Consider the following 17,377-nt stretch of genomic DNA (forward strand, 5'->3'; position numbering starts at 1 on the left):
CGGGCGGTCCGCGTGCCGGGGCTTTATGTTCAGCTCAGATAATGCGCCGTCGTCTTGGCGGCCACTTCCTCGGCGGTGACGCCCGGCGCCAGCTCGATCAGCCGGAACGGCGATTGATGATCGGGGCGCTGGAACACGGCGAGATCGGTGACGATCATGTCGACCACATTCTTGCCGGTCAGCGGCAAGGTGCAGGCCGGGATGAACTTCGGGCTGCCATCCTTGGCGTTATGTTCCATCACCACGATGATCTTCTTCACGCCGGCGACGAGATCCATCGCCCCGCCCATGCCCTTGATCATCTTGCCGGGGATCATCCAGTTGGCGATGTCGCCATTTTCGGCGACTTCCATCGCGCCGAGCACGGTCAGGTCGATATGCCCGCCGCGGATCATAGCAAAGCTGTCCGCGCTCGAAAAATAAGAGGATTGCGGCAACTGGCTGATCGTCTGCTTGCCGGCGTTGATCAGATCCGCATCGACCTCGTCGTCATAAGGGAAGGGGCCGATGCCGAGCATCCCGTTTTCCGACTGGAGCGTGACTTCCATGCCGGCCGGGATGTTGTTCGCCACCAGGGTCGGGATGCCGATGCCGAGATTGACGTAGAAGCCGTCCTGCAATTCCTTGGCCGCGCGCGCGGCCATTGCGTTGCGATCCCACCCTTTGCTGTCCTGGGCCATCATGCCGTCTCCCGCGTCCGCACGGTGCGGAACTCGATCTTCTTGTCATATGGCGCGCCCAGCACGAGACGCTTCACATAGATGCTCGGCACGTGGATGCAGTCGGGGTCGAGGCTGCCGACCGGCACGATCTCCTCTACCTCCGCCACGCAGATCCTGCCCGACGTCGCCGCCGGCTGGTTGAAGTTGCGCGCGGTCTTGCGGAAGATGAGATTGCCCGCTTCGTCCGCCTTCCAGCCCTTGATGATCGACAGGTCGGCACGAATGCCGCGCTCGAGCACATAGGTTTCGCCGTCGAACTCCTTGAGTTCCTTGCCCTCGGCCACCAGCGTGCCGACGCCGGTTTTGGTGTAGAAACCGGGGATGCCGGCTCCGCCCGCGCGCATCCGTTCGGCCAGCGTGCCTTGCGGGCAGAACTCAACCTCCAGTTCGCCGGCGAGATATTGCCGCTCGAACTCCTTGTTCTCGCCCACATAGGACGAGATCATCTTGGCGATCTGGCGGGTGCGCAGCAGCTTGCCCAGCCCCTCATTGTCGATGCCGGCATTGTTGGACGCGACCGTCAGGCCCTTCACGCCCGATGCCTGGATCGCATCGATCAACCGTTCGGGAATGCCGCACAGGCCGAAGCCGCCGGCTGCGATCGTCATGCCGTCGAACAGCAGGCCTTCCAGCGCCGCTGCCGCGTCGGGATAAATTTTTTTCGCCATTCCCCTCTCCGCTAAGGGTGTATGACTGCGCAAATAGATGGCCACGGGGAGGGCCGTCAATCAAAGCGCGTTCCGATTACGCCCGACGCAACCGCGCACGCCGGATGCGTCGCCGGGAGGGGCCTTTTTCCGTCGATCCGCCCCCGCTATGAATGCGCAATGAGCAATCAGCGCACCGGCGGTCGCATCCTTGTCGACGCCCTCCTCGCCCAAGGCTGTGACCGCATCTTCTGCGTTCCCGGCGAATCCTATCTGGCCGTGCTCGATGCGTTGCACGACACGCCGGAGATCGACCTGATCGTCGCGCGGCAGGAAGGCGGCGTCGGCTTCATGGCCGAAGCCGATGGCGCGATGAAGGGGCGGCCGGGTATCGCCTTCGTCACGCGCGGGCCGGGGGCCACCAACGCGTCGATCGGAGTGCACACGGCGATGCAGGATTCGACGCCGATGATCCTGTTCATTGGCGATGTTGCGCGCGGCGATCGCGATCGCGAGGCGTTTCAGGAAATCGATTTCACGGCGATGTTCTCGCCGATCGCCAAATGGGCGTCACGGATCGACGATGCCGCCCGCATCCCCGAATATGTCGCGCGGGCCTATGCGGTGGCGATGTCGGGACGGCCCGGCCCGGTCGTGCTGGCACTGCCGGAGGACATGCTGACCGATCTGGCCGACGCCACCGACCGTCCCCGCGTCGAACGGCCGAGCCAGGCGGTGGCAGCCGGCACCATCGCGCAGGTCGCCGATCTGCTGGCGGAGGCGAAGAACCCGGTGGCGATCGTCGGCGGGGCGGGCTGGACGGATACGGCCGCGCGCAGCTTCGCCAAGGTTGCCGAAGCGTGGGGACTGCCCGTCGCAGTCGCCTTCCGCCGGCAGGATGCGATTGCCAATGAATGTGCGGTCTATGCCGGCAACCTTGGCTATGGCCCCAATCCCAAGCTGCTGGACCGGGTGCGCGCGGCGGACCTGCTGCTCGTCGTGGGCCCGCGTCTCGGAGAGGCGACAACCGATGGCTATACGCTGATCACGCCCGATCATCCGGGGCAGAAGCTGATCCATATTCACCCCGATCCCAATGAGTTGGGCAGCGTCTTTGCGACCGATCTCGCGATCTGCGCGGGCGTCAACAGCTTCGCCCTCGCGCTGGAAACCGCGCTCTACCGGGTGGGGGAGGCGGGCATGCCTTCCAGCAAGGTGTTTCCGCGCTTCGCTTCGGGGCGGGAGGCGCATGCCGAATGGGAAGCCTGGGCAACGCCCGCGCCCAATGGCCAGCGCCTCGATCTCGGCCAGTGTGTCGCGATGATGCGCGATCAGCTGCCGGCGGACAGCATCATCTGCAATGGGGCGGGCAATTTCTCCAGCTGGTGGCATCGCTTCTGGCATTATGCCGGGCCGGTCAGCCAGCTTGCGCCGACCGCCGGCTCGATGGGCTATGGGTTGCCAGCGGGCGTCGCCGCCGCCTTGCGCGCGCCGCAGCGGCAGGTTGTCGTGCTGGCGGGGGATGGCTGTTTCCTGATGAACGGGCAGGAACTGGCGACCGCCGTCCGTTATGGCCTCAAGATGCTGATCCTGGTGATCGACAATGGCAGTTACGGCACCATCCGCATGCATCAGGAAAAGCGCTATCCGGCGCGGATTTCGGGCACGGACCTCGCCAACCCCGATTTCGCCGCGCTGGCCCGCGCCTATGGTGCCTGGGCGGAGACGGTGACCGAGACGGCGGAATTCGGCCCGGCGCTGGCCCGCGCCAAGGAGCAGACAGGTGTCGCGCTGCTCCACCTCAAGACCGATATTGAACAGATCGGGCCGGCGGCAACGATCAGCGGCCTGCGCGCCAGCCACAAATAGCATAGCCAGAAATGAAAGAAGCGCTCGGCGGTTGATCCGCCGAGCGCTTCTCCGCGACCCTGACGGGTAACGGGTTAAGTCATATGCAGTTTCTGCGCCCTACTTTCGCTGATGTAAACTGCTTGCGGGTTAAATTTACGGGTAACGTCGCCGGACCGTGCCAGTAACGACATAGAATGCATGCGGCCCCGATGCACGGCAGCCACAGCCGGCCGATCCATTGCGCAGGCGCGACGATCGCACTCGCTTGTTACGCCACGCTGGGCTAAGGTTACGGCCATGATCCTCGAACTCGCCGAAATCGATATCCTGCCCGGCAAGGAAGCCGATTTCGAAGCCGTTATCGGCGAAGCATCGCGCTATTTTCTCGGTTCGCCGGGCTGCCTGGGGATGAAGGTGACGCGTTCGATCGAGCATCCGCACCGTTTCCGGCTGCTCGTCCGCTGGGCAACGGTGGACGATCATATGGTCGGCTTCCGCAATTCGGATGCATTTCTGGAATGGCGCAAGCTCGCCGGCCCATGCTTCGCCAAGCCGCCGCGCGTCGAACATATGACGCTGATCCTCGGCGACTGAACCTCGCTTTAGCCGTTCTGCCGTTCCAATATGCTTGAGGCGAGCGCGTAGTCGCTTGCCTTGTCGACGTCGATTCCCGCCTCGGCGCGATCGAGCAGCACGGGGCGCACCTTCACCCCCAGCCGCTTGCCAGCGGTTGCCAGCGCGCTGGCCAGCGTGATGGTGCGGGTGAGCGCGCGGATGGCGAGGCAGGGGCCGAAGCGGAGCATCAGCTTGCGCGCGGCCTTGCGATCCTTTTCCGCGTTGGCCCACAGATCCAGAACGGCGGACACGTTGGGCCCGGTAAGCCCGAATAGGTTGGCGCCGGTGAAGCCGCCGTCGCTGAACCGCAGCCAGGTACGCTTGTTGTCGGGATAAGCGGCCAGCAGCACATGCTGCGGCACCATTGCCACGGCAACGTCGGCATCGCCCACGCCATTCAGGAACAGCTCGACGTCGGATGGTGCAAGAAGCGGATGGTCGGCGGTCGCGATCAGCACGGGCCATGGCGCGGCCGCAGTGCCGGCGATATCGGCGATGCTCCGCGAAATCCCCTGGCCGCTCGTCTTGAGCGCGACCTTCGGATGCTCGCCGATCCAGCCCAGATCGCCGGCAATCACTGCTTCGGGCTCTTGCGACAGGATGACGATGCGGCCGATGCGATCGACGGCGGCCAGCGTGCGGACGACATGGGCGATCATCGCTTCGCCGGCGATCGGCACGCGCGCCTTGAACCGTTCGCCATGCTGTTCGGCGAAGGGGTCTCCACCGGGGCGCGATCCCGCCAGCAGGATCGCGGTCCACTTGCCTTGTTCGTTCACGCCGCCGTTGCGCCTTGCGATGATATTGGAAAGGCGAGGCTATAGCGTTCGCCCCGGAAAAGTCACGATTGCAGCCGATAGGCGCTGGCTCGATCCCCCATATTTTTCGAGAAGCACGATCCGATCATGAGCATTCGCAAGGCCGTCATCCTGAGCGCGGGCAAGGGCTCCCGCCTGTTGCCGCTCACCGAAAACCGGCCGAAATGCCTGCTCGATTGTTCGGGCAAGACGCTGCTCGAATGGCAATTGGATGCCCTGTATGCCGGCGGTGTGGAAGAAGCGGTGATTGTCACCGGCTTCCGTTCCGATCTGGTCGATGCGCTGGTCGCGGCGCGTGCCGATGGCAAGACGCGGACGCTCTACAACCCCTTCTACCACGTCGCCGACAATACCGGATCGGTGTGGATGGCGCGCGAGGAGATGAAGGAGGATTTCCTGATCCTCAACGGCGACACGCTGATCGGCCCGGATATCGTCCGCAAGGTGATCGCGGGGGCGACCGCGCCCATCACCGTCACGGTCGATGAAAAGCCCGCTTATGACGATGATGACATGAAGGTGCTGCGCGATGGCGATCGCCTGCTGCGCATCGGCAAGACGATCACCGAATGCAACGCCGAGTCGATCGGCTTCCTGGCGTTTCGCGGGCAGGGGCCGCAGGTCTTCGTTGATGCGGTTGATGCACTGATGCACGGGCCGGAAGGGGTTTCCAGCTGGTATCTCAAGCTGATCGATCAGCTTGCGCCGCTCGATATCGTGTCCACCACGTCGATCCACGGCCTCGAATGGCAGGAAGTGGATTTCATGCCCGATCTTGAGGCGGCGCAGATCCTGACCGCGAAATGGCGCGCCGAACGCGGCTGAGGAGTCAGGCTTTCGGCACCAGTTCCATCACGTCGAGCGTCGATTCCCAGTGCGGGAAGGGCAGGATCAGCCGCCACCTTTGGGGCGCGATCCGTTCGAGCGCGCCGGCCATGTCGCGTTCGGGGTCGCGGCCATAATCCAGCGCGCGCTGTTCGTCGCCCAGCATCATCGTGCCCAGGAAGATCATCCGGCTGTCGTCGCCCGGAAACAGGAAGCCGACCGGCTTCTGGACGCCGCCCAGCTTGCTCAGGCTCAGCATGTCGCCCTCCTGCGCGACACGGCAGGTGAAGGGTTGGGACACGCGGAACACGGGGCCGTCGGCCTGGCGCGTGCCGAGCTTGTAGATCTTGCAGGAATAGGCGCCCGGCGGCAGGCCGGGATTGGCAAGCGCGGCATCGGGCTGCATCAGCGGGCCGAGCGGGGGTAGCTTCGCGCCTTCGCCGGCGGCGTTGATCTGGGCGGTGGCCTTCACCCAGGCATCGCGCCAGGTGCGGATGCGTTCGCGGTCGTTCACCGTGGCAAGGCTTCGCCAGTTCGCGGGTGACGGTGCCGTGGCGGCATCCGCCCGATCGCCGCTTGATGCGCAACCCGCAAGCAGGCTCAGCAGTGCGGCCCAAAATGGCCATCTGGCGCAATTCAGCAAGCGATAGTCCTCCAGCGCAACATCCACACCCTAGACGCCCGTCCGCATTCGCGGCAACGCCAGTCGTGACTGTCGACGCTCGTCCGCCGATACTGTTCCCATAAAGCGCAGGAGACACAAGCCGATGACTGACCTGGAAGCCCGGATCGACCGGCTGGAATCGACCGACGCCATCCGCCAGCTCGTCTCCAAATACTCGCTGTCGCTGGATATGCGCGATCTCGACGCGCATGTCGGCCTGTTCGCGCCCGATATTCGCGTCAGCCGCGAAAAGGTGGGGCGGGGCCATCTGAAGCGCTGGCTGGATGACACGCTTCGCCTGCAGTTCACCGGCACCTCGCACCATGTGGGCAACCATGTGATCGAGTTCGACGATGCCGATCACGCCCATGGCGTCGTCTATTCCAAGAACGAGCATGAGACGGGCCCGGAATGGGTGATCATGCAGATGCTCTACTGGGACAATTATGAGCGGATCGACGGCGTGTGGTATTTCCGCCGGCGGTTGCCCTGCTACTGGTACGCCACCGATCTCAACAAGCCGCCGATCGGCGACATGAAGATGCGCTGGCCGGGCCGCGAGCCTTATGAAGGCAGCTTCCATGCGCTGTGGCCGTCGTGGAAGGATTTCTGGGCCAACCCGCCTAAGGAGGACGAACCCGAGGTGGCGGCGCCCGCGCCGATCGGCGAATTCCTGAACCGCATGCGGCGCGGCGCGCCGGACCCTCGGATCCGGGTGCGGTAAGGCGCGCGGTGGATCGTCTGGTCGGCACTGCCGGCGGGGGTTGCAGCGGTCCTCCGACTTCTGTATTGCTGTATTAATACGGCAGGAGGCTTCGGAATGCGTTTTGGCTTGCTTATCATGCCCCTGGTGGTGCTGGCGGGATGCGGAGACATCGGCCAGGCGGAGGTTAGCCATAGCGAAACCGGCAAGGCCGGCACCGCCGGCAGCCGCCAATATGCGCTGACCGGGTTCGACAAGATTTCGCTGGAAGGGCCCGACGACGTAACGGTGCGCGTCGGCCCGGCGGCGTCCGTGCGCGCCGAGGGCGACGATGCGGTGCTCGACCGCATGGAGATCGTGGTCGTCGACAACGAGCTGCGCGTGAAGCGCAAGAAGGACAGCTGGAACACCAACGGCCCCAAGGGTGCCGCCAAGGTGACGGTGACCTTGCCGCAGCTGGCCGAGGCCGCGATCGCGGGATCGGGCGACATGCGCATCGACCGGGTGAAGGGCCGGGCGTTCAGCGGTTCGGTGGCGGGATCGGGCGATCTGGCCGTGGGCGCGCTGGAAGCCGAGACGGTGGACCTTTCGATCGCGGGATCGGGCGACATCACGATCACCGGCACCGCGCAGAAGGTGAGCAGCTCGATCGCGGGATCGGGCAATATCGAAGGCGCCGGCCTGACCAGCGACGCGGCGTCGATCACCACCGCCGGATCGGGCGACACCAGCCTTGGCGTGCGCCAGACCGCATCGGTGACGCTGATCGGATCGGGCAACGCCACGATCACCGGCGGCGCCAAATGCAGCGTCCGCAAGCTGGGGTCCGGCGACGCGCGCTGCGGCTAAGCTTAAGGCAAATTGGGGATAACCGGCGGCTTCGCGAAACGGTGTCGCCGGCCTTCTAGATCAAGGACAGCGCCGACAATTCGTCGGCGAGGGCCTTGGGCATGGCCGAGATGTCGGTATCGCCGCCGTCGCCAAAATCGTCGGGGGCGTCCTTGGCTTCCAGGTAGCGCCAGCCCTGATGGGCGCGCTTGGGGCGGGCGCGGACGGGGATGAGGCGGGCTGCGACGCGGATGATGCAGCGGCCGCCTTCGGCTTCTTCGAAACCGAGGATCGCCTGTCGCGCGACGAGGCGGTGTGCGATGATCCAGTAGAGCGAGCCGCCGACCAGTTCTTCGGCGCGCTTGGGGCGGTATCGGGTGTGGATCGCGACCGTGCCGCCGCCCGCGCGCGCGGCGATCCGTTCATCGAGAATGTCGAGGCTGGAACAGCCGACGGCGATCTTGGTGAGATGGAGTGTCACGAACCGCTTACCTGAATTGACCGCGCCGTCCCGACGAAGGCCGGGCGCCATGGCGCGATGGCATTGCCGATGTAGCGGCGACGGATGCCGAAACAAGCCTGTGCAAAACGAAGTCGAGCAGACGGCGCGACTGCAAAGGTGCGTGGCCGGGTGCTCTAGCCGGCGAGCCCGGCAGCCGTGGCGAGGCCAAGAAAAGCAAGGAATCCCATGGAGTCCGTCGTCATTGTGACGAAGATGGATGAGGACACCGCCGGATCGACATCCATGCGATCGAGCGCGACCGGCACGAGCACGCCGGACAGGCCGGCAATGACGATGTTGGTGAGCATGGCGGCAGCGATCACCGCGCCCAGTGCCGGATTGGCGAAGACGATCGCCACGCCGCAGCCGATGACCGCCGCGACGGTGAGGCCGTTGAGCAGCGCGATCCGGATTTCGCGGACGATGGCGCGCACCGTGTTGGACTGGGTGAGCTGATTGGTGGCGATGGCGCGCACGGTGACGGCCATGGTTTGCGTGCCGGCATTGCCGCCGACGCCGGCGACGATGGGCATCAGCGTGGCGAGCGCCACCATCTTGGCGATCGTGCCTTCGAAGATGCCGATGATGGTGGAGGCGACCAGCGCCGTCAGCAGATTGGCGAGCAGCCAGCGGACGCGCGCCTTGTAGCTGTCGACCACTGGCTGGTTGATATCGTCGTCGCCCGCGCCGGACAGGCGGAGGATATCCTCGCCCGCTTCTTCCTGAATGATGTGGACGATATCGTCGACCGTGATCATGCCGACGAGGCGGCCCGACTGATCGACCACGGCGGCCGAGATCAACGCATATTTCTGGAAGCGGAGGGCCACTTCCTCCTGATCCATGTCGACCGGGATCAGCGTCTGTTCGCGCTTCATCACATCGGCGACGGCGATCGCGCGGGGCGTGCGGAGGATCCAGCTGAGATTGCAGGTGCCGACCGGATGGTGACGCCCGTCGACCACGAAGATTTCCCAGAAATCGGTGGTCAGATCCTCGTTCGAGCGGAGATAATCGAGGACGTCGCCCACCGTCCAATGTTCGGGCACCGCGATCAGATCGCGCTGCATCAGGCGGCCGGCGGATTCCTCCGGGTAGCTAAGCGCTTCCTCGATCGCGGCGCGATCGTCCGGCTCCATCGCGCGGAGGACGGCGCGTTGCTCATCCTCCTCCAGTTCCTCGATGATCGCGACGGCATCGTCGGTTTCGAGCTGGGTGGCGATTTCGGCCACTTCGTGCGGGGCGAGCGCGTCGATCAGCTCCTCGCGCACCCATTCGTTCATTTCCGACAGCACGTCGCCGTCGAGCATGTCGGCAATGGCGGCGGCGAGCGGGCGGCGCATTTCGCCCGGCACCAGTTCGAACAGATCGGCGATATCGGCCGGGTGGAGCGGGGCGACGAGCGCGCGCGTGCCTTCATCGTCGCCCGCCTCGACATGGGTGAGGACGGCGGTGACGAATTCCGGCTTCAGCCGATCATCCTCGTCGAGATTGGTTTCGACGATCGCTTCGGCGTGCGCGGGATCGATTTCGGTTTCGCTCATCGGTCCCCACCTTTGGCGCGCGTCTTGGATTCGGCTGCTTTCTAGGCGGGCAAGCGGCCGCTGTCAGCCTGCAGAATGCCTTCATTCACGCGAAAATCGGCGGGCGGGGCGGGGCCTTTGCCCGCGATCGCGGTTTTTGTGGCGATCGCGGGATCGTGCCTATTCCATCATCGGTGGCGGTTCGGCCCCCGGCTGCGGCTTGGCGCTGCGCATCAGGAGCACGAAGGGCAGAAGCACGACCACCGCCCAGCCCATCAGCCAATAATCGTCGATATAGGCGATCATCAGCGCCTGGCGGTTCACCTCGCTATCGATCAGGCGCAGAAGATCGGCGCCTTGGGCGCCCAGCTTTTCGATCACCGCCGGGGTGACGAAGGGCAGGGACGAAGCGGTGACATGCGCCGACAGGTCCGAATGGCTGACCTGGACATTGCGGGCGAGCAATGCCGACAACACCGAGATTGCCACCGACGAGCCGATATTACGCGACAGGCTGTAGAGCGCCGCGCCTTCGGTGCGCAGATGCGGGGCGAGCGTGGCGAAGGCGAGCAGGTTGAGCGAGAGCACGACGAAACCGGTGCCGAGGCCCTGGATCACGCCGGACCAGATGATCGGCCCCGACCCCATGTCGAGATCGAAACCCGCCATCATCATCTGCGAGATCGCGATGAGCGCGAGGCCGAAGCCGATCATGATCCGCCCGTCGACATGCTTGGCGAGGATGCCGGCCAGCAACATCGACAGCATCATCGCCGCGCCGCGCGGCGCCACCAGCAGGCCCGCTCCATAGGCATCATAGCCGAGCAGGGTTTGCAGCATGGGCGCCATCAGCGCCGAACCCGCGATGCTGACGCCGCTGGCCAGGAACATGAACAGGTTGGCGACCATGAAGTTGCGATCGCGGAACAGGCCGAGGGGGATCAGCGGGTGCGCGGTGGTGGCGCTGTGGACGATATACATCCACAGGCCGATCACGAAGATTGCGCATTCGATGATGATCTCGGTCGATTCGAACCAGTCGAGATGCGTGCCGCGATCGAGCATGAGCTGGAAACCGACGAGCATCATCGAAATCAGGATGAAGCCGGTGATGTCGAGCGCCGTCTTCTGCAGCCGGGCCGAGGACAGCAGCACCCAGCAGGCGATGGCGGTGACGATGCCGAAGGGCACGTTGATGAAGAACACCCAGCGCCAGTTCCACTGATCGGTCAGCCAGCCGCCAAGCACCGGGCCCATGATCGGCGCGATCATCACCCCCATGCCCCAGATGGTGAGTGCCTGGGCGTGCTTTTCCTTCGGATAGCTGTCGAGCATCGCGGCCTGGGTGAGCGGGCCGATGAAGGCGCCGAACACGCCCTGCAGGATGCGCGCGGCGACCATCGTTTCCAGCGTCGGCGCCAGGCCGCAGGCGGCGGAGGCGACCGTGAAGCCGATCACCGAGGCGGTGAACAGTTCGCGCCGGCCGAAGCGCGATTCGAGCCAGCCCGTCACCGGCGTCGCGATGGCGACGGCGATGATGTAGGAGGTGAGCACCCAGGCGATCGATTCCTGGGTGGCGCCCAGCGACGCCTGCATATGCGGCAGCGCCACGTTGGCGATGGTGGAATCGAGCACCTGCATCAGCGTGGCGGCCATCACCGTGATGGTGATCGCCAGCCGCTTGGCGGGTGAGGGCAGGGCCTGCGGGGCCGAGGCGTGGGCTTCCATGACAGATCGCCGCTAGACCCGGTGGACAAGGGTTTCAACCCGCTACGGAATACCCATATGGTCCATCTATGACCCGATCCTATCGCCTGTCCGTTCTGGACCAGTCGCCGATTGCCGAAGGTTCCACTGCGGCCGACGCGCTTGCCAACACGCTCGATCTGGCGCGCGCCGCCGATAAGCTGGGTTATCATCGCTACTGGCTGGCCGAACATCATGCCTCGCCCGGGATCGCCGGCGTCGCGCCCGAGGCGCTGATCGGGCCGGTGGCGCTGGCCACGGAACGCATCCGTGTCGGATCGGGCGGGATCATGCTGCCGCATTTCTCGCCCTTCAAGGTGGCGGAAACCTTCCGCATGCTGGCCGCGCTGGCGCCGGGGCGGATCGATTTGGGGCTGGGCCGTGCGCCGGGAACGGACGGGCGCACCGCTTATGCCCTGCAGCGGGACCGGTCACGCCGGATGCCTTCGGACGATTTTCCGCAGAATCTGGCCGAATTGCTCGCTTATCTTTCGGATACGATGCCCGAGGATCATGCCTTCGCGCCGCTGGTGGCAAGCCTGCCGTCGGGCGGGCAGGGATCGCCCGATCCATGGCTGTTGGGATCGTCGATGGATTCGGCGATCTGGGCGGCGGGCAGCGGGCTGCCTTATTGCTTCGCCGATTTCATCAACCCGGCGGGCGCCGAAATGGCCGAACAATATCGGCGCAACTTCAAACCGTCGCGCTGGCTCGACGCGCCGCATGTGATGGTGGCGAGCTGGGCGATCGCCGCGCCGACGGCAGAGGAGGCGACCCAATTGGCCGCGCCGGCGGCGATGATGTTCGCCCATCTGTTCCGGGGCGAGCTGATCGCGGTGCCGCCGATGGACAAGGCGCTCGCCTGGCTTGCCGAACATGGCGACGGGCATCGCCGCCAGCGCCGCACGATCCTTGGCACGCCGGCCGACGTGCGCGCCCAGGTGGATGCGGTGGCCGACGAATATGGCGCGGACGAGGTAATGCTGGTCAACATCATGTCCGACCATGCGGCGCGGCGGCGCAGCTACGCGCTGATCGCCGCCGAATATGGGCTGGCGGATATCGCCGCCGCCGCGTAGTTGGGCCTAATCATTTCCAAGGCCTATTTCCCAGGAGACCATCATGGCCGATGCCGAGAACACCCTGATCCTTTCGCTCGACAGCGGCGGCGACGTCGTGATCCAGCTTCGCCCCGATCTGGCGCCGGGCCATGTCGAGCGGATCAAGGAACTGGTCCGCGAGGGCTTCTATGACGGCGTGGTGTTCCACCGCGTGATCGACGGCTTCATGGCGCAGGGTGGCGATCCGACCGGCACCGGCATGGGCGGTTCGGACCGGCCGGACCTGAAGGCCGAATTCAACGCCGAGCCGCACGTCCGTGGCGTCTGCTCGATGGCGCGCGCGCAGAACCCGAACAGCGCGAACAGCCAGTTCTTCATCTGCTTCGACGACGCGACCTTCCTCGACCGCCAGTACACGGTGTGGGGCGTCGTGAGCGAAGGCATGGAGCATGTCGACGCGCTGCCCAAGGGCGAGCCGCCGCGCACGCCGGGCAAGATCGTCAAGGCGAAGATCGCCGCCGACGCCTGATCGGCCGATCGAGCTCCGGCCGCACGCCGGGCTTTTTGAGGACGCCCCGTTCGGCTGTGGCCGGGCGGGGCGTTTTCCGTAGGGGGGCGCTTAAAGCTGCCCGTCGGGACACGCGGACGGAGTTGACATTCGAGGCGCCGCCTTAAGCCGCACTTAACGGTGGCGTGCCAAGTCTTTCCTCCATGTACCGCGCCGTCCTATTGCTTGCCGCCACATACGCCCTAACTGGTTGCGGTTCAGCGCCTAAGTGCGCGTCTCTCGATGCTCAAGGCGTCGTGAGTGCTTTGCAACCTAAAGAGCAATTTCGGTCGATGCTGGAGGCGGTTGCGAAGCGGACCCAGACCGCCGCCATCGCTGCGCAGCGTGGCGGATCATCAGCAGGTGACGCACTTTCGAAAGCCATCGACGCTGCCGTTGAGCGCCATCATCGTGAATGGGAGCGGAACCTCGTCAGCGCTTGGGGCACACTTTCCTCAGATGAGCTTGCGCAGGTCTGCACCGCTCTGGGCGACAGAGATAAAGCCACATACATGAAATTTGCCAACCGTGTCGGCGCTGAGGTGCAGAAGAGAAACGAGCCGCTACTAAAAAGCGCGGGAACGGAGGTTCTCTCGGCAATCTTCTGATTGGTCGCCGTGCATTCGGCTGACCGCTAGACCCTGCCTTTCGGTCACGGCGTGGACGGGGCGTTGATTCTGAAAGCGGACGGTGTCGGCCGTTCGCGACGGGCGGCGCGGCCGGCGGCGTTCAATCGCGTGCGATCGCTTCGAACAGCCAGTCGTGGAAGATGCGGACGGGGCGGCGCGAGAGGGCGGAGCGGCGGCAGGCGAACCAGTAGCTATACTGGCTGTCGACATCGACATCGTCGAACAGTTCGACCAGCCGGGCATCGTTGGCGTCGTGGAGATGGCTGTCGAGCATGAAGGCGACACCCAGCCCCTGCGCGGCGGCATCGAGCATCAGGTGGCCAGAATCGAAATGATCGACGGCCGCAGGCTCGAGATCGGGGCGGCGCAGCGCTTCGCGCCAGCTGTTGAAGGTTTCGGGCATGTCGCGGTGGAGGAAGATCGTCATCCGCCGCAGATCATCGGGCGCGCGCAGCGGGTTGCGCCCGTCGAGCAGGCGCCGTGCGCCGATGGCCACCACCTTGTTGCGATCGAGCCGGCGCGAATAGAGGCTGGGTTCGACTTCGCGTGCGAGGACGATTGCGGCATCCACCCCTTCGCCGAGGCGCGACAGGCCATGGGCGGCGGTGTCGATATCGATATGCAGTTCGGGATGGAGGCCGCGCAGTTCGGGGAGCCGCTGCATCAAGCGCTGCGAGGCGAAGAGCGGCAGCACGGCCAGGCGCAGGCGGAGCAGTTCGGCCTCACCCGTCGTCATTTCGATCGCTTCGGCCAGCGAGTCGAGCGCGGGTGCGAGGCGGGCGAGGAGAAGTTCACCATCGCTGTTGAGCAGCATCGCCTGATGACGGCGTTCGAACAGCGAGCGGCCGACGAAGCGTTCCATCGCCTGCACGCGGCGGCTGAGCGCGGGGGACGACAGTGCCAGTTCCTCGGCCGCTGCCTTTACGGAACCCAGCCGCGCAACCTGCACGAACGCCTCGACAGCGGTAAGCGGTGGCAATCGACGCAATGCTGGCCTCCAATGACTGGCGTTTATTGTGCACTGCAATCTGGCGCTTCGCCAGAGCGAACACGCGTGTCCGCCAAAAACTTGCGATTGTGATTGCATATTATGCAACCACAATCAATCTTTTCGCACTTGCACAATTTATCGCTGCGACGCAAAAGGGACGGGCCTTTCAGGCATCCTCTCCTAAAGACTTTCAAGGCCGGCCCTTTTGGGTCGGCCCTTTTTTTGCCCGGCGCAATGGCGTGTCACCGCATGGCGCTCGCGCGGGCTTCGGCAGCCCGGCTTATCTCCTCCGCAGATTTTTTGTTGCTTGGCCGGATCGAAATCCGGTTTCGAACTCTTATGTCTGCAGTCCCGAGCGGAGAGGATGATATGGCAGACGACGACAATCCCGCCCCCGAGACCGGAAACCGCAAGCTTCAAGTAGCCAATTCCCGCCCCGACGATAGCGGCCGGGGCATTGCCCGCATGTCGCGCGCCACGATGGGCGCGCTGGGCCTGACGGAAGGCGATGTCGTCGAGATCACCGGCAAGCGGATGACGGCGGCGCGCGCGGTGCTGCCTTATTCCGAGGATGAGGGGCTGGAAATCCTGCGCATCGACGGCCTGCAACGCGCCAATGCCGGGATCGGATCGGGCGATTTCGTGGAGGTGCGCAAGGCCGAATCGAAGCCGGCGCAGCGCGTGGTTTTCGCGCCTGCGGTGGAAAATCTGCGGCTGCAGGGATCGGGCGAGGCGCTGAAGCGCAGCTTCGGCATGCGGCCGCTGACCGCAGGCGACACCGTGGCGACCGCAGGCCAGCAGCGGATCGATCAGTCGAACATGCCGCCGCAGTTGCGCCAGATGCTGAATGCGCCGGCCTTTGCCTTGCAGGAAATCCGCCTGATCGTGGTGTCGACGGTGCCGGCCAAGGGCATCGTGCATATCGACGAGAATACCGAGGTCGAGCTGCGATCCGAATATCAGGCGCCGCAGGACCAGCGCCGCGCCGATGTGACCTATGACGATATTGGCGGGCTGGGCGCGACGATCGATCAGGTGCGCGAGATGGTGGAGCTGCCGCTGCGCTATCCCGAACTGTTCCAGCGGCTGGGGGTCGATCCGCCCAAGGGCGTGCTGCTGCACGGCCCGCCCGGAACCGGCAAGACGCGGCTGGCGCGCGCGGTGGCCAATGAAAGCGACGCGAGTTTCTTCCTGATCAACGGGCCCGAGATCATGGGTTCGGCCTATGGCGAGAGCGAGAAGCGGCTGCGCGAGATCTTCGACGAGGCGGCGAAATCATCGCCTTCGATCATCTTCATCGACGAGATCGATTCGATCGCGCCGAAGCGCGGGCAGGTGCAGGGTGAGGCCGAGAAACGGCTGGTAGCCCAGTTGTTGACGCTGATGGACGGGCTGGAAGCGCGGCAGAACACGGTGATCATCGCCGCGACCAACCGGCCCGAGGCGATCGACGAGGCGCTGCGCCGCCCCGGCCGTTTCGACCGCGAGATCGTGATCGGCGTGCCGGACGAGCGCGGCCGGCGCGAGATATTGGGCATCCACACGCGCGGCATGCCGCTGGGCGACAAGGTGGATCTGGCCGAACTGGCGCGGCAGACCTACGGCTTCGTCGGCGCCGACCTGGGGGCACTGGCCCGCGAGGCGGCGATCGAGGCCGTGCGGCGGATCATGCCCCGGCTGAACCTGGAGGAGCGGACGATCCCGCCCGAGGTGCTCGACACGCTTTCGGTGACGCGCGAGGATTTCCAGGAGGCGATCAAGCGCGTCCAGCCTTCCGCGATGCGCGAGGTGATGGTGCAGAAGCCCAATGTCCGCTGGGAGGACGTGGGCGGCCTGGACGACGCGCAGGAACGGCTGCGCGAAGGCGTAGAACTGCCGCTGAAGAACCCCGATGCGTTCCGCCGGCTGGGCATCCGCCCGGCCAAGGGCTTTCTGCTCTATGGCCCGCCGGGCACCGGCAAGACGCTGCTGGCCAAGGCGGTGGCGCGCGAGGCGGAGGCGAACTTCATCGCCACCAAATCGAGCGACTTGCTGTCGAAATGGTATGGCGAGAGCGAGCAGCAGATCGCCCGCCTGTTCGCCCGCGCGCGGCAGGTGGCGCCGACGGTGATCTTCATCGACGAACTGGACAGCCTGGTGCCGGCGCGTGGCGGTGGCATGGGCGAGCCGCAGGTGACCGAGCGCGTGGTGAACACCATCCTTGCCGAGATGGACGGGCTGGAGGAACTGCAGTCCGTGGTGGTGATCGGCGCGACCAACCGGCCCAACCTGATCGATCCGGCGCTGTTGCGGCCGGGGCGGCTGGACGAGCTGATCTATGTGCCGGTGCCGAACGAGGTTGGCCGGCGCCGGATTCTCGATATCCACACCGCTCGAATGCCGCTGGCCGATGATGTCGACCTCGACAGCATCGCGCGGCGGACGGATCGCTTCACCGGCGCGGATCTGGAGGATCTGGTGCGGCGGGCCGGCCTGTTCGCGCTGCGGCAGGGCATCGACACGCCGAACGTGAACGCCAGGCATTTCGAGCAGGCGCTGGAAGATACGCGGCCCAGCGTGACGCCCGAGATCGAGCGCGAGTACGAACAGATCGCCGCCAAGATCAAGCAGGATGCGCTGGCGCTGGCGCCGATCGGCTTTGTCGGGCCGGGGATGCTGAAGCCCCGGGGCGAGAAGAAGGGGGAGTGAGCCGGCCGGCTTGATCC

The 17,377-nt window shown here is 65.3% G+C and carries 17 protein-coding genes; 9 read left to right on the plus strand and 8 right to left on the minus strand.

The features are described from left to right. Window positions 1-29 precede the first annotated feature (29 nt). Both CHB74_RS04045 and CHB74_RS04050 read right to left on the minus strand, forming a co-directional pair. Window positions 30-680 (minus strand): CoA transferase subunit B, encoded by a 651-nt coding sequence (locus CHB74_RS04045; protein ID WP_089218514.1) that lies wholly within the window; start codon window positions 678-680, stop codon window positions 30-32. Beyond that, a complete protein-coding gene (locus tag CHB74_RS04050) occupies window positions 680-1,390 on the minus strand; it encodes a CoA transferase subunit A (RefSeq protein WP_089218342.1) in 711 nt (236 codons plus the stop codon). Before CHB74_RS04050 ends, CHB74_RS04045 begins: the two co-directional genes overlap by 1 nt. Before the next feature lie 159 nt (window positions 1,391-1,549). On the opposite strand from CHB74_RS04050, the gene CHB74_RS04055 reads away from it, so the two are divergent. Next, window positions 1,550-3,238: a thiamine pyrophosphate-binding protein gene (locus CHB74_RS04055; RefSeq protein ID WP_089218343.1), complete on the plus strand. Its 1,689-nt coding sequence runs from the start codon at window positions 1,550-1,552 to the stop codon at window positions 3,236-3,238. A 279-nt stretch (window positions 3,239-3,517) separates the two neighbouring features. Then, complete coding sequence (locus tag CHB74_RS04060) at window positions 3,518-3,814, plus strand: antibiotic biosynthesis monooxygenase family protein (RefSeq protein ID WP_089218344.1); 297 nt, start codon at window positions 3,518-3,520, stop codon at window positions 3,812-3,814. Between the two features lie 8 nt (window positions 3,815-3,822). Here CHB74_RS04060 and CHB74_RS04065 read toward each other — a convergent pair whose 3' ends face one another. After that, window positions 3,823-4,614: a nucleotidyltransferase family protein gene (locus tag CHB74_RS04065; protein ID WP_089218345.1), complete on the minus strand. Its 792-nt coding sequence runs from the start codon at window positions 4,612-4,614 to the stop codon at window positions 3,823-3,825. Between the two features lie 126 nt (window positions 4,615-4,740). Between CHB74_RS04065 and CHB74_RS04070 the strand changes: the two genes are divergently transcribed. Then, window positions 4,741-5,478, plus strand: a complete 738-nt coding sequence (locus tag CHB74_RS04070) for a phosphocholine cytidylyltransferase family protein (protein WP_089218346.1) — start codon at window positions 4,741-4,743, stop codon at window positions 5,476-5,478. Window positions 5,479-5,482: 4 nt separating this feature from the next. Here CHB74_RS04070 and CHB74_RS04075 read toward each other — a convergent pair whose 3' ends face one another. Continuing rightward, complete coding sequence (locus CHB74_RS04075; RefSeq protein ID WP_281253520.1) at window positions 5,483-6,148, minus strand: DUF4893 domain-containing protein; 666 nt, start codon at window positions 6,146-6,148, stop codon at window positions 5,483-5,485. Between the two features lie 97 nt (window positions 6,149-6,245). Here CHB74_RS04075 and CHB74_RS04080 point away from each other — a divergent pair, with 97 nt between their 5' ends. Then, a complete protein-coding gene (locus CHB74_RS04080) occupies window positions 6,246-6,866 on the plus strand; it encodes a nuclear transport factor 2 family protein (protein ID WP_089218347.1) in 621 nt (206 codons plus the stop codon). 96 nt (window positions 6,867-6,962) lie between these two features. After that, the gene (locus CHB74_RS04085) at window positions 6,963-7,694 is read left to right on the plus strand and encodes a head GIN domain-containing protein (protein WP_089218348.1); all 732 of its coding nucleotides are present in this window, start codon (window positions 6,963-6,965) and stop codon (window positions 7,692-7,694) included. A 55-nt stretch (window positions 7,695-7,749) separates the two neighbouring features. Here CHB74_RS04085 and CHB74_RS04090 read toward each other — a convergent pair whose 3' ends face one another. The 3 genes from CHB74_RS04090 to CHB74_RS04100 form a co-directional block, all read right to left on the minus strand. After that, window positions 7,750-8,205: a DUF1489 domain-containing protein gene (locus CHB74_RS04090; RefSeq protein WP_089218349.1), complete on the minus strand. Its 456-nt coding sequence runs from the start codon at window positions 8,203-8,205 to the stop codon at window positions 7,750-7,752. Between the two features lie 104 nt (window positions 8,206-8,309). Beyond that, the gene (gene mgtE / locus CHB74_RS04095; protein ID WP_089218350.1) at window positions 8,310-9,719 is read right to left on the minus strand and encodes a magnesium transporter; all 1,410 of its coding nucleotides are present in this window, start codon (window positions 9,717-9,719) and stop codon (window positions 8,310-8,312) included. A gap of 159 nt (window positions 9,720-9,878) precedes the next feature. Further along, window positions 9,879-11,426: a DHA2 family efflux MFS transporter permease subunit gene (locus CHB74_RS04100; RefSeq protein WP_089218351.1), complete on the minus strand. Its 1,548-nt coding sequence runs from the start codon at window positions 11,424-11,426 to the stop codon at window positions 9,879-9,881. Between the two features lie 68 nt (window positions 11,427-11,494). Here CHB74_RS04100 and CHB74_RS04105 point away from each other — a divergent pair, with 68 nt between their 5' ends. The 3 genes from CHB74_RS04105 to CHB74_RS04115 all read left to right on the plus strand — a co-directional run bounded on the left by CHB74_RS04105 (window position 11,495) and on the right by CHB74_RS04115 (window position 13,660). Next, window positions 11,495-12,523 carry an LLM class flavin-dependent oxidoreductase gene (locus tag CHB74_RS04105; RefSeq protein WP_089218352.1) on the plus strand — a complete coding sequence of 343 codons (1,029 nt, stop codon included), beginning with the start codon at window positions 11,495-11,497 and terminating at the stop codon, window positions 12,521-12,523. A 43-nt stretch (window positions 12,524-12,566) separates the two neighbouring features. Next, a complete protein-coding gene (locus tag CHB74_RS04110) occupies window positions 12,567-13,034 on the plus strand; it encodes a peptidylprolyl isomerase (protein WP_218821382.1) in 468 nt (155 codons plus the stop codon). Window positions 13,035-13,345: 311 nt separating this feature from the next. Then, window positions 13,346-13,660, plus strand: a complete 315-nt coding sequence (locus CHB74_RS04115; RefSeq protein WP_089218354.1) for a hypothetical protein — start codon at window positions 13,346-13,348, stop codon at window positions 13,658-13,660. 121 nt (window positions 13,661-13,781) lie between these two features. Here the strand turns inward: CHB74_RS04115 and CHB74_RS04120 are convergent, their stop codons facing one another. Next, window positions 13,782-14,669, minus strand: a complete 888-nt coding sequence (locus CHB74_RS04120; protein ID WP_179220711.1) for a LysR substrate-binding domain-containing protein — start codon at window positions 14,667-14,669, stop codon at window positions 13,782-13,784. A 372-nt stretch (window positions 14,670-15,041) separates the two neighbouring features. Here CHB74_RS04120 and CHB74_RS04125 point away from each other — a divergent pair, with 372 nt between their 5' ends. Further along, window positions 15,042-17,360 carry a CDC48 family AAA ATPase gene (locus tag CHB74_RS04125; protein WP_089218356.1) on the plus strand — a complete coding sequence of 773 codons (2,319 nt, stop codon included), beginning with the start codon at window positions 15,042-15,044 and terminating at the stop codon, window positions 17,358-17,360. Window positions 17,361-17,377 lie beyond the last annotated feature (17 nt).

The sequence above is a fragment of the Edaphosphingomonas laterariae genome, from assembly GCF_900188165.1.
GTDB classification, from domain to species: Bacteria; Pseudomonadota; Alphaproteobacteria; order Sphingomonadales; family Sphingomonadaceae; genus Sphingomonas_E; species Sphingomonas_E laterariae.

Coding starts and splice junctions, on each gene's coding strand:
- CHB74_RS04060 (WP_089218344.1), top strand. CDS start 3,518: ATGATCCTCGAACTCGCCGAAATCGATATCCTGCCCGGCAAGGAAGCC.
- CHB74_RS04105 (WP_089218352.1), top strand. CDS start 11,495: ATGACCCGATCCTATCGCCTGTCCGTTCTGGACCAGTCGCCGATTGCC.
- CHB74_RS04045 (WP_089218514.1), bottom strand. CDS start 680: ATGGCCCAGGACAGCAAAGGGTGGGATCGCAACGCAATGGCCGCGCGC.
- CHB74_RS04050 (WP_089218342.1), bottom strand. CDS start 1,390: ATGGCGAAAAAAATTTATCCCGACGCGGCAGCGGCGCTGGAAGGCCTG.
- CHB74_RS04110 (WP_218821382.1), top strand. CDS start 12,567: ATGGCCGATGCCGAGAACACCCTGATCCTTTCGCTCGACAGCGGCGGC.
- mgtE (WP_089218350.1), bottom strand. CDS start 9,719: ATGAGCGAAACCGAAATCGATCCCGCGCACGCCGAAGCGATCGTCGAA.
- CHB74_RS04100 (WP_089218351.1), bottom strand. CDS start 11,426: ATGGAAGCCCACGCCTCGGCCCCGCAGGCCCTGCCCTCACCCGCCAAG.
- CHB74_RS04085 (WP_089218348.1), top strand. CDS start 6,963: ATGCGTTTTGGCTTGCTTATCATGCCCCTGGTGGTGCTGGCGGGATGC.
- CHB74_RS04090 (WP_089218349.1), bottom strand. CDS start 8,205: ATGGCGCCCGGCCTTCGTCGGGACGGCGCGGTCAATTCAGGTAAGCGG.
- CHB74_RS04080 (WP_089218347.1), top strand. CDS start 6,246: ATGACTGACCTGGAAGCCCGGATCGACCGGCTGGAATCGACCGACGCC.
- CHB74_RS04125 (WP_089218356.1), top strand. CDS start 15,042: ATGGCAGACGACGACAATCCCGCCCCCGAGACCGGAAACCGCAAGCTT.
- CHB74_RS04070 (WP_089218346.1), top strand. CDS start 4,741: ATGAGCATTCGCAAGGCCGTCATCCTGAGCGCGGGCAAGGGCTCCCGC.
- CHB74_RS04055 (WP_089218343.1), top strand. CDS start 1,550: ATGAGCAATCAGCGCACCGGCGGTCGCATCCTTGTCGACGCCCTCCTC.
- CHB74_RS04115 (WP_089218354.1), top strand. CDS start 13,346: ATGCTGGAGGCGGTTGCGAAGCGGACCCAGACCGCCGCCATCGCTGCG.